The sequence below is a fragment of the Micromonospora sp. NPDC003944 genome, from assembly GCF_053605225.1.
Window position 1 is genome coordinate 103896 of record NZ_JBSGIV010000015.1, and the last position, 10839, is coordinate 114734.

At 68.6% G+C, this 10839-nt stretch carries 10 protein-coding genes; 5 read left to right on the forward strand and 5 right to left on the reverse strand.

Translation table 11 applies throughout. The features are described 5' to 3' along the window. Positions 1 to 59 precede the first annotated feature (59 nt). Complete coding sequence (locus ACWER9_RS10475; RefSeq protein ID WP_452301557.1) at positions 60 to 1094, forward strand: CHAT domain-containing protein; 1035 nt, start codon at positions 60 to 62, stop codon at positions 1092 to 1094. A gap of 196 nt (positions 1095 to 1290) precedes the next feature. Here the strand turns inward: ACWER9_RS10475 and ACWER9_RS10480 are convergent, their stop codons facing one another. Both ACWER9_RS10480 and ACWER9_RS10485 read right to left on the reverse strand, forming a co-directional pair. Continuing rightward, complete coding sequence (locus tag ACWER9_RS10480) at positions 1291 to 2691, reverse strand: hypothetical protein (protein ID WP_452301558.1); 1401 nt, start codon at positions 2689 to 2691, stop codon at positions 1291 to 1293. Continuing rightward, a complete protein-coding gene (locus ACWER9_RS10485) occupies positions 2688 to 4238 on the reverse strand; it encodes a hypothetical protein (RefSeq protein WP_452301559.1) in 1551 nt (516 codons plus the stop codon). The genes ACWER9_RS10480 and ACWER9_RS10485 overlap by 4 nt, the downstream gene beginning before the upstream one ends. Before the next feature lie 747 nt (positions 4239 to 4985). Here ACWER9_RS10485 and ACWER9_RS10490 point away from each other — a divergent pair. Next, positions 4986 to 5519 carry an SUKH-4 family immunity protein gene (locus ACWER9_RS10490; protein WP_452301560.1) on the forward strand — a complete coding sequence of 178 codons (534 nt, stop codon included), beginning with the start codon at positions 4986 to 4988 and terminating at the stop codon, positions 5517 to 5519. A 41-nt stretch (positions 5520 to 5560) separates the two neighbouring features. Here ACWER9_RS10490 and ACWER9_RS10495 read toward each other — a convergent pair whose 3' ends face one another. After that, complete coding sequence (locus tag ACWER9_RS10495; protein ID WP_452301561.1) at positions 5561 to 6283, reverse strand: hypothetical protein; 723 nt, start codon at positions 6281 to 6283, stop codon at positions 5561 to 5563. A 69-nt stretch (positions 6284 to 6352) separates the two neighbouring features. On the opposite strand from ACWER9_RS10495, the gene ACWER9_RS10500 reads away from it, so the two are divergent. Further along, positions 6353 to 7438: a Gfo/Idh/MocA family protein gene (locus tag ACWER9_RS10500; protein ID WP_452301562.1), complete on the forward strand. Its 1086-nt coding sequence runs from the start codon at positions 6353 to 6355 to the stop codon at positions 7436 to 7438. 119 nt (positions 7439 to 7557) lie between these two features. After that, positions 7558 to 8574, forward strand: a complete 1017-nt coding sequence (locus ACWER9_RS10505) for a hypothetical protein (RefSeq protein WP_452301563.1) — start codon at positions 7558 to 7560, stop codon at positions 8572 to 8574. Between the two features lie 57 nt (positions 8575 to 8631). On the opposite strand, the gene ACWER9_RS10510 is transcribed toward ACWER9_RS10505, so the two are convergent. Both ACWER9_RS10510 and ACWER9_RS10515 read right to left on the reverse strand, forming a co-directional pair. After that, positions 8632 to 9402, reverse strand: a complete 771-nt coding sequence (locus tag ACWER9_RS10510) for a hypothetical protein (RefSeq protein WP_452301564.1) — start codon at positions 9400 to 9402, stop codon at positions 8632 to 8634. A gap of 203 nt (positions 9403 to 9605) precedes the next feature. Then, on the reverse strand, positions 9606 to 10262 hold the full coding sequence (locus tag ACWER9_RS10515) for a 4'-phosphopantetheinyl transferase family protein (RefSeq protein WP_452301565.1): 657 nt from the start codon (positions 10260 to 10262) through the stop codon (positions 9606 to 9608). Positions 10263 to 10460: 198 nt separating this feature from the next. Between ACWER9_RS10515 and ACWER9_RS10520 the strand changes: the two genes are divergently transcribed. Beyond that, positions 10461 to 10730 (forward strand): hypothetical protein, encoded by a 270-nt coding sequence (locus ACWER9_RS10520; RefSeq protein WP_452301566.1) that lies wholly within the window; start codon positions 10461 to 10463, stop codon positions 10728 to 10730. Positions 10731 to 10839 lie beyond the last annotated feature (109 nt).

Below are 10839 nucleotides of genomic sequence, written 5' to 3' on the forward strand. Positions count from 1 at the left end.
GGTGCTTCAATGAATTATCCGTGGGAGGGACATCGGATCACCATGACGAAGGGGATAGCGTGCCGACGCCTGACTACCTGAAGGCTCAGCTGGCGAAGCTGAAGAAGGAAGAAGCGGACCTGTCGAAAAAGCAGGGTGCGGAACGCACCGCCGCCGCCAAGCTCCGGGAGAAGGCTGCCGCGAAGGCCGGCCAGGCGCAGCGGACCAAAGTCGGGTCGTCGATCCAGCGATTGATTAAGGAGGCCAACCGGGCAGAGCAGGATGCCGTGAAGCACGACGACAAGGCTGCCGACTGCGGCAAGAAGTTGGCCGCCGTGGCGAAGAAGATCGCGACGACCTCGAAGGCGCTTACCCAGGCCGAGACCAGTACGACGAAGGCGCGCGACCGCGACGACCAGCGTCGGCGGCGTGTCGAACTGGCGCACGCTCGCCAGGTGGCCGCGGCATCTCGCCCGCAGTCTGCGGAGCCCGCGCGGCCGAAGGCAGAACCGCTGCGCGTCGCGTACCTCACCGCGAGCCCCGATGGCGAGGATCGGCTGCGGGTGGACCGGGAGGTGCGCGAGGTTCGGGAAGCGGTCAAGCGGGCCATCCACCGGGACCAAGTGACGATCGACCATTGGCCTGCGGCGACGTTCGACGACCTGTTCAACGCACTCAACGACCAGCGGCCGCATGTCATGCACTTCTCGGGGCATGGCTCGGCGGTTGGGCTGTTCTTCGACGGTACTGACACGGACAACCCTGACGGTGTGGACGTCGACTTCGTGCTGTTGGCCCGGCTGTTGAAGGGCACGGATCACCCGCCGACTCTGCTGGTGCTCAATGCATGTGACTCGTATGAGGGCGCGGAAACGTTGCTGGACGCCGTCTCAGTGGTCGTGGCGATGGTCGATGAGATCAGCGACGCCGCCGCGAAAGCATTCGCGATCAAGTTCTACGCCGCTATCGCGAGCGGCCAGTCCCTTGCCTCGGCGCTCGCTCAGGGGCAGGCGGCGAGCGAGTTCCTGACCGGCGAAGGGAACACCCCTGAGGTGCTCACGCAGCCGGGTCTGCGCTTGGAGGACGTGCTCTTGGTGACCGCCCCCCCTTCATGACACCGCGCTACAACCCTGGCGTCCTCGCTCCGGCGATAGACCGTGCTGCGCTCACCCGGTACCGTCGCTCTGCGGCCGGAAAAGGGGCGGAGAGCAGCTTCTGGACATCGCCCGACGCCTGGCAGTACCAGTCGCCTCGCCGTCGATAAACGCCATTGCGGCTGTGCCGCGAACCCGCAACTTCAGCCGGTCTCGATCAGGACTCCCAAGGGGCGCGACCTGGCCGGCAGAGCTTCTCGGGCGCCAGGAGCAGGGCTGTCCACCACAGGCTCGCCATGTCACATACGAGCTGGACGTTGGGAGTGTGGTGGGCCAGCAGGCGAAGCGTTGTGAGTCGCGAGTTACGAGGGCGTGCCCCTTGGCCGCCAACACCATGGACGAGGTGACGCAACTCCTCTAGGTGGCGGGTGCACTGCTCAAGCGTTTGGCCGGGAAAACCAGAAAGCAACTCTTTCTCATAATTGGCGACCAATCCTGTAGCCCACGCTCGATGGGTCGGATCGGTGAGCGTCGGAAGCACGTGGTCGCGGATGCGTTGGGGCGTGAGTAGTTGCCGGAGCGGGACGGCGCCTTGCCTGCGCCCCTCCCAAACACCCTGAAGGGTGCCGAGGGCCCGGAACGCATGCCAGATGGCGTCGGTCGTGCCCCACGTGCAGGCCACGCTGTTGACCGCGTCAAAACCAAACCGAATGTTGGCCCACGAGATTATTTGCTCGTCACGGTCCAGGCACCCATCGGCATCTGCGAACTGAGCTGGGTCGGTGAGTCGGAGCAGTAGGCGGTTGGCCCCCTCCACGGCCTGGCGAAGCAGCACATCGGCGTGTTCGGGCGGCAGCTCCTCAAGGCCGACGGCATAGATGCCTTCACCCGGTCCGGTTAAGGACGGCCGTCCCACACCAACGGGCCAGAGATCCATGCGTGGCATCCGGACGAAGCCGCTGCCATAGGAAAGCATGGCGACCTCGGCACCGGAACTGGTCATCAAGACCGCCGCCAACGGCTGAAAGCGAGCAGTCAGCGGAGCGCAGATTACGGCGCCGGGCACCGCCTCCAGCAGGCCGGTCAAGAGCATGTCCTCGCGGCGGCCGCTGCCGAGCGGCATGTCCTCAGGTGCGATGCCGTCGAGGAGGTGCTCTAAGATCCGCCAGGTGACTTGGCGGCGCATGAGGGCCGGTGTTCCGCCGAGTCGATACAGACGGCAGTCCGGCTGAGCCTCAACCAGGTCACGTACCGCAGTGAGGGGGTCGGACTCCGTCAAGAACGCCAGCCGAAGACCCATCCACAGGCCTATGTCCATCTGGTGCATGCCGGATGCCTGCAGCAACTGCCGGGCTTCTCCGTCCAGGCCCCCACCGAAGACATCACGGGCAAGTCTCTTAGCCGCGTCCGCGCGGACCCGCCCATCGATGGTCTGCAGGGGCAGCGCGTACACCAGCGGGCCGGGATCATCGGCGCGTAGCTCGATGCGGCCAGCGCGGTCTCGCCACCGGATACCGGCCGCGGCGAACAGGCTCCGCATGTCGACCTTCAGTCGGCTCTGGACGGCAAGCCACTTCGCGCCCGTAACATGCGCCGGCAGACTTACCCATGCGTTCACGCCGAGGCCCCGAGACTGCCAACCGGAGGCGGCGGCGTGTTCGGATTGCTCACGGCACCTCCACCAGAGGCAACCGACCCAGCCTCCAGGATCTTTGCCCAGCCGCGTTCGGCGGCGGCCTGAAGGAGTGGATTGCGAGGCGTCGGCACGCCGAGCTTGGCGGCGTGCTCGCGAGCGACCGCGTTCGCGTCGATGCCGTCAGGACCCCAGTCGGTCAACGCGCGGAACAAGTTCGCCGGCTCACCTGCCAGGGCGGCCGACACCGCGAACTCAAGCTCGCTCAGAGACAGGATGACGGTTGGGTAGCCAGCGTCCGGCAGCAAGGAACGGAACATCGGGCTATTCAGCATGTAGTGAGGCTCCGCTGTCACAACCACGCCGCGGATCTCAGCGGCCGAGTCGATCCCGTGAAAGGCCGGATGCCCGGCCTTGATGAGGTCCGCCGTGACTTTGATCTGTCGCTTCATCGCGTCTCCGACATCCTTCTCGGCGTCGGCGAGGTACCCGTCCATGTCGAGCCGTCCGGGGTGAGCCACGCGGGCCGACTTGACCTCCACGATGATCGTGAGGCCGGGGTATCCGATCACGTAGTCGGAGGCGTTCTGGCCCTTCTTGTACTCGACGTCGTGCAGGAGGATGGGCGGGTTGACGAGGCCGAGCTGCTCACCGACGTACGCCTCCGTGACCTTGCCCAAGTCGCGGGTGAACTTTTTTTTCCACTTGTCCCAGCCCACGTAGTACAGCGAGGCCGGGCTGACCCGCTGCGCGACCAGGTGCACGCACGGTGCCAAATTGGTGCCGTCGGGCATCCGGACGAACGGCGCCCCCAGCAAAGGGTTCGGGTCGAACCGGCGCAGGTGCGGATCGGGGTTGCGGTTCGCTGCCGCCTGGGCGTGTACGTCGGCGAAGTCGGCGACGAACACGCGGTCGAAGACCTCCACCACCTCGGCAGCGACCATGTCGTACGCGTCGAATACCGGTGCAAAGTGAGGCATTGATAGCCAGTCCGTGTCGAACCGTCCACCGTTGCACAGGGCGCCGACCAGGATGAAGAACGCCGACCGCATGAACCGCTCCAGGGGAGCGCCCAGCAGCTCCTCCCACGCGGCGACGGAAAGCACCTCGCAGTTCAACGAGGAGTAGTCCCGATCGAACAGAAGCAGGATGCGCGACAGATCCTCATAGCGGGAGTGAGCGAACGGGAACTGCTCGAACACCGTGCGGACCATCAGCGACTCCACCGCACCGGGCTGACCGGCCGTGTTGAGGATGGGATCATGCACTTCCTGGTATGTGTACCGGAGCCGGTGCAGGTCCTTGCGGGACACTGTCCGTTGCCGGAACTCGTTGCCGTACGCGATGTTCTCGCGAGCCGCCGCCGCGATGATCCACGCCTGGATTACCTCGTCCGCACGCGGACGGTAGACGCTGCTCCCGCGGAGCTGCTGGATCGATGCGTTCGCCAGCACGGGCAGCATGACCGACGGCGCAACGCGCCGGGCGGCAGCGATGAAGTCCGCATATCGAGTGCTGGGGACGGGGGGCATGGGGTACATGATGCAGAAAGCGGCGTCGCATCTCAATCCGCTTTTTGTTGGGCCAAACAGGCATGGGAGAGTCGCTACGTCTGGGGTTTGGCGCCGTGCCCGGCGGTCCGCTGCGCGCTGCCTCCCGAACGTGGACGGTGAGGTCCTCCGGGGCGTCGTGGCGGTAGATGGCGCGGACGTCGACGATGGCCTGTTGCACAGTCGACCCCACCGCTCGGAGGCGTGGCCGGTCGAGTGTGAGAGTCACCGCGCCGGCGCGACCTTCATGTTGGCCCCGGGGTCCGGACAGCGCATCAACCTGCGATAGTTCGTTGCCGTTGCCGTTGCCGTTGCCGTTGCCGTTGCCGTTGCCGTTGCCGTTGCCGTTGCCGTTGCCGTTGCCGTTGCCGTTGCCGGCCCTAGGTACCGGAAGCCCCCCGTTTACCCCCCGAAAACCCATGCCAAGGAATGTCAATCAGTGACAAGCGTTGAAAGGGGCGCGTTGGCGTCGGTGCAGGTCAGTGCCTGAATTTGACGATCAACGATGAGTCAGGGGCCGTGACGTTCGGTAAGAGGGGGTCAGGGGTTCAAATCCCCTCAGCTCCACCAGCACGACGTTTTACCTGGGGAAACCCCGCCGACCAAGATCGGCGGGCACAGATCAGCGAGAGCATGGGGCCTTCGGGCCCCATGCTTCGTTTGACGCTCGAGTCGCGCAGTGCGCCGCTGATGATGGTGCGGCGGCGGTCCGCGACTACCCTCATCGGCGTGCCTGCTGGTGATATGCCGTTGCCTCCCACGTTCGAAGCGGTCACCGTCTGGGCGGGTACCGGGCGGGTGGTGCGTGCTACCGAGCTGGACGTGGCGAGGTGGCGGCTTCCCGAGGCGCAGAAGGCCGCGCTCGTCTCCTCGGGTGTACCGCTGATCGACGACCTCGTCGGTGCGGTGTCATTCGACGCGGAGCCCACGAGCTACCGGTTGGCGACCTTCGACGACCCGGGCTGGGTGTACGGCGCCGCGCCGACCACTGGTGAGGTGCACCTGTGGTCGGCGGACGGCAGCACCGGGTTCGTCAACTCGACGATCGTCCACTGGCTCTGTTCGCTGCACATGGTTGGTAGCTGGCTGACCAGCTCAACCGTCATCGACCGCTGGGACGAGGACGAACAGGCCGAGGAGCAGGCGCTCGCGGAGCTCGCCGACCTGTTGGAACGTATCCGGGACCTCGACCCGCCCGCGTTCGGAGACGGCGACCATACGACCCACTTCTGGCCCGGGGTGCTCGACCGGTGGCTCTACTGATCGATTCTCCAGGTGCACCGAGCCGGCACGTCGGCGCGCCCTCAGGAGAAGCGTTCGGTCGTCACGGGTATCAAGCCGTGCTCGCGCAGGACCGTGGTCAGCTCGGCCAGGGTCGAGCCCACCGCCTCGGTCGCACCGGTGCTCAGCAGGACTGTCAGGTCCAGACCCCAGGCGAGGTGGCGGCCGACCCGTCGCAGGTCCCAGGTGATCTGCTCGGTGCCCGTGTCGCGGTGACCGCTCGCGGCCGACGCGCTCGGGTCGTCCGCAGGTGTCCGCCAGGCCGTCCGGAGGCTCGCCACCTGCTCGGCGTCCAGATCCTTGACGAAGAGAACGCGGTACACCCGCCGCTCGTGGAAGCCGGCCGGCGGTTGGACGGGGCCGAGCCGCAGCGGCGGGGTGGTGGCGATCGATTGGTGGTCGCGGAAGTGCGTACGGAGCACGGTCTCGCCCGGTAGTTGCCCGCCACCGAGCGCGCGGTAGACGGCCTCGGCCTCCTGGCGCGAGGCGGGGAGCACCCGCGCCAGCACCTCGGGGTCGGTGCGCATCCCGCGGCTCAGCGCTGCCGAGCTCCACCAGCCGGCCTGCGGTGTCCAGCCCGCGCTGTCCAGCCCGGTCGTGGTGAAGTCGTGGTGGCGGGTGAACTCCTCGACGAGGACTCCATCCACAGTGGAACCAGGGGTGCGGACGCCGACCAGATAGTAGTCAAGTGGCGGCCGTTGGTCGGTCGCCGGCACGGGTGCGGTGCGCGACAGGTCGGTGCTCATCGGCGCAACCGTAGCGAGAAGTGTGGCCCTGGGAGGGCTAGCATCCGGACCTCTAGGTGAGGAGCGCGGATGACATCGGTGGCACAGACCCGGTTCGGCCTCGTCGGCAGTGGCTGGCGAGGGGAGTTCTTCCTCCGCCTGGCGCGGCTGCTCCCCGAGCGGTTCCGGGTGACAGGGGTGGTGACGCGTACCGGATCGCGGGGAGCTGAGGTGACCGCGGACTGGGGCGTGCCGACCTTCCGTACGACGGCGGAGTTGCTCGCCCACGAGAGGCCGGACTTCGTCATCGTGTCGGTGCCGTGGCCGGTGACACCCGAGGCGACCCGGGAGTTGGTCGCGGCCGGGGTGCCGGTGCTGGCCGAGACGCCACCCGCCCCCGACCTGGCGGGTCTGCGCTCGCTCTGGGCCGACGTCGGAGGCAGCGGCCTGGTGCAGGTCGCCGAGCAGTACCTGCTGATGCCCGGGCACGCGGCCCGGTTGGCGCTGGTCCGTGCCGGGGTGCTCGGGGAGCCGACCTCGGTCCAGATCTCCTCGACCCACCTCTACCACGCGGTGTCGCTGATCCGTGGCCTGCTCGACGTCGGTCACGAGAGCGCCGAGGTCAGCGCGCGCGCCTTCGCCGCGCCGCTGGCCAACCCGCTCTCGCCGGCCGGCTGGAGCGGCGACGACACCCCGCAGCAGCTCTCCACCACAGTCGCGACGATCGACTTCGGCGGGCGGATGGGGTTGTACGACTTCACCGACAACCAGTGGTGGAACCCGCTGCGTACTCGCCGGTTGGTGGTACGGGGCTCCCGCGGTGAGCTGGTGGACGACCGGGTGGTCCGCCTGGTCGACCCGACCACGCCGGTGGAGTCCTTCCTCACCCGACGTCAGACGGGTCTCGACCTCAACCTGGAGGGGCTGGACCTGAAGCACATCAGCTTCGACGGCGACGTGGTCTACCGCAATCCGTTCGTCGGCAGTGGGATGTCCGACGACGACATCGCGGTGGCCGACATCGTCGCCCGCGCCGGGGCGTGGGCGCGGGAGGAGGGCCCGGCGCCGTACCCCCTCGCCGAGGCCTGCCAGGACCACCTGATCAGCCTCGCCATCGAAGAGTCGGTACGCACCGGCGAGCCGGTCGTCACCGGCCAGCAGCCGTGGGGCCGGTAGGCCGGGCCGATCGAACTCTGTCGCGTGGCCGACATGGTGCAACCGGGTCGGCAGATCACGTGTGAAACCGGGTATCAACCGATGCCCGGGACTACTCGGGCCCCACACGGGGAGCAAGGATGAATCGAACCACTCGACGCAGGATGCTCGCAGCCACCGCAACCGGTCTGCTGGCCACCTCGCTCGGCGTCGCCGTCTCCGCCACGGCGTCCGCCGCACCTGGCGGAGCGGCCTTCCGCACCTGCAAGATCAGCACGCTGCCGTACCCGACCGACACCTATCGTGCCGACGCGAACGCGATCGACCCGACCGGGCGCTACGTCGCGGGCACCGCGCTTCGGGTCGGTGAGACCGACAACCAGTACCTGCTGCTGTTCTGGGACGGGCAGCGGGTCACCGAGGTGGAGTCGCGGAGTGACGCCACTCCCGTCGACATCAACGCCGACGGCGTGGTGATCGGCAACGGTTGGGGGGCGAACGGCCAGGGGCAGCCGTGGCGGTACCGCAACGGCAAGCTCGAGCAGTTGCCGGTGCTGCCGTCCACGGGCATCTTCGTCAGCGCCATCAACGACGCCGGCGACATCGTCGGCTACGGCTCCGACGTCGTCCCCGGGGAGTTCGTCGCGCTGCGTTGGCCGGCCGCCCGGCCGGGCACGGTCGAGGTGCTCGACGCCCCGGTCGACGCCCAGGCGGGTGGGATCACCGACAACGGGACCATCGTCGGTAGCGCCGGGCCCTTCGGGGACTGGAACAGCTGGGTCCGCCGGCCGAACGGCCGGATCGACGCGCTCACGTTCCCCGGCGCCGAGTGGAGCACGGCCAGCGCGGCCGCCGGCCGCTGGGCGATCGGTCAGGCGTGGCTGGGCGGCACCAGCTCGACCAGGGTGCGGTGGGACCTCCGCAACGGCGCGCACACGCTGCTCGACGCGGACATGCCGGCACTTACCGACGTCAACGCGAAGGGCGTCGTGGTGGGCGGCGACCGTGTTGCCAGGGGCTCCACCTCGCGGGTCCTGCCGGGCGGCGGCGAAGGGGTGGGCGTCGGTGCCCGGTCCATCTCGGACACGGGCACCATCGTCGGGTTCCGCAACGTTCTCGCCGACCGGGTGACCCCGGTGCGCTGGACGGGCTGCTGAGTCACCGACACCGCTTACCGCGTGGGGCCGGCCCGGACGGGCCGGCCCCACGTCGCGTCACGGCTTCCAGGAACCGGCGGTCTGGAACTGGTCCTGGTACTCCAACGCGCCCGAGGTGTCATGCACGTCGAACACCACACTTCCGGTGCGTCTGGTGCCGGCGGTCAGGTCGTCGACGGCCGGCATCGGTTTGCCGCAGCCGGAGAAGGCCCCACCGATCGCGGTGGTCTTGCTGCCGTCGGCGGCGACCCACTGGAAGTAGAGCGGGTTCGTCGACGCGGTGCCCCTGGTGACGGCCACCGTCACGTCGGCGATCACGTACATGCCCTCACCGGGCTTCAGACCGTGGGACTTGCAGGGTTTGGTGGCGCTGCTGAACTTCGTCACGGTGATCTCGACGGTGCCGGCCGCACCGTCGACGACAAGGGTGTCGCCGGGTGACATCTCACGGGTGTCGCCGTACACGGATGGTGGGCTCGACGGTGTGGCCCGTGCCTCGCTCACCGTGGTCGAGGTGCGCTTGGTGCCGATGACGACCGCCACGATGCCGCCGGCACAGGAGAGCAGAGTGAGGACTGCCGCGCTGACCGCGACGACCACGGCGGCCTTCTTGGAGCGGTCCGTCTGCACCGCTGGTGGTGCGATGATCGGGTAACCCGGACCACCGGGTGTCCGATGACCGCCGCCGGCGTCCGGGTGCCCGCCAGCCGCCGGGTACGCCGCCCCCGAGAACGGTGGCTGCGGTGTCGCCGCGAACGAACGGGTCGGCGGCTGTGGGTTCGGCTGCTGGAGGTCCTGCGGCCCGACGGAGGGCTGGGGGTGGGTCACCGTACTCCTTGACGCATCGGTACGTGCGGTGCGGGAACTCTTCGACGTTACCGTGGGTGGCGGGGCGCCCGGCTGCCACGCTGGTGGGCTTCCCACCGATAGTGACCCGACACCCCACTGGCCAGGGTGGACGGTGATCGGCCGGTTACCGAGGGCCAAAGTGGATCAGTATCCCATTCGTTGCTGTAAGTGACCGGGCGAGGTCAGCGCAGCGGAAGAACGGCGGCGGTACGGACCAGTCCGTCGGCGATCACGAAGCGGCCGGCGATCATCGTCGGTGGGTCGTCGACTGCTGCGGCGGCCACCCGGGCCGGTGCGATCCGGGCGGTGAAGGTGCCAGCGTCCGGATCGAGGTCGAGCCGGGCGTCGTGGAAGCCCAACCAACTGTGGACGACCGGGTGCCAGACCTTGTAGACGGTCTCCTTCGCGCTGAACAGCACGATCGGCCAGAAGGTCCCGCTGGGCAACCGGGCGCAGGCCGCCTCCTCCTCCGGCAACAGCACGAGTCTGCGTACTCCCATGTCGACCTCGCGGTGCTGCTCGGCGTCAATCCCGACGGACCGGATGTCCGTGGTGTGCGCCGCGGCGGCGGCGCAGTAGCCGACGGTGTGGGTGATCGTTCCGACCACCCCGACCGGCCAGACCGGCGCGCGGTTGGCGGCGGCCGGCACGGCGGTCGGTGGCAGGCCGAGATCGCGCAAGGCCCGGCGCGCGCAACTCCGCCCCGCGGCGAAGTCCCGCCGACGGGTCTGCACAGCTCGCTCACTGAGACCTGCCTGCTCAGCGGGGAGCAACTCGCCCGTCCAGTCCTCCGGCTCGGCGACTGCTATGGCGACCGTCGATGGCAGCAGGTCACGCATTCCGCCGACCTACTGGCCGGTAGGAATGGCGCATCGGGTCAACCGTCAACTTTCCGACTCCCACGACCGCCAAAGGTACCGCAAAGATGTAACACCGGAGGGACGCGCAGCGCCCTCCCTGATGGCTCCGGGGGGACCACCATCAATGCTGGCCGGCACGGCAGCCGCCAGTCCCGTGGACATCTGGAAGGACGTGCGATGACCGACGGTGCGGAACGGCCGGGGGTGCGGGCTGACGAGCACGCCCCGAAGACCCCCTGCTGGAGCTGCGGCTCCTGCGGTGACGAGTGGCCGTGCGCGACGAAGCGCACCCGGCTGTTGGCGGAGTACGGGGGTGATCGCGCCATGCTCAGCGTCTACCTGGGCTCCTGCCTCGCCGCTGCCACTGAGGACCTGCGCGCCGCCCCGGTGATGTCGCTCCAGGATCGGTTCATCGGCTGGCTGCCGCGCGGCTCCCGGCGCCGCTGACCCGCTGGCGGCCCCCGGTGGGGGCCGCCCCCGGGGGTGGGGCGCCGCGGCGTCGACGGGGGCCGGGCACCGCGCACCCCCACACGCCACCCCCCCCCCCCCGCGCACC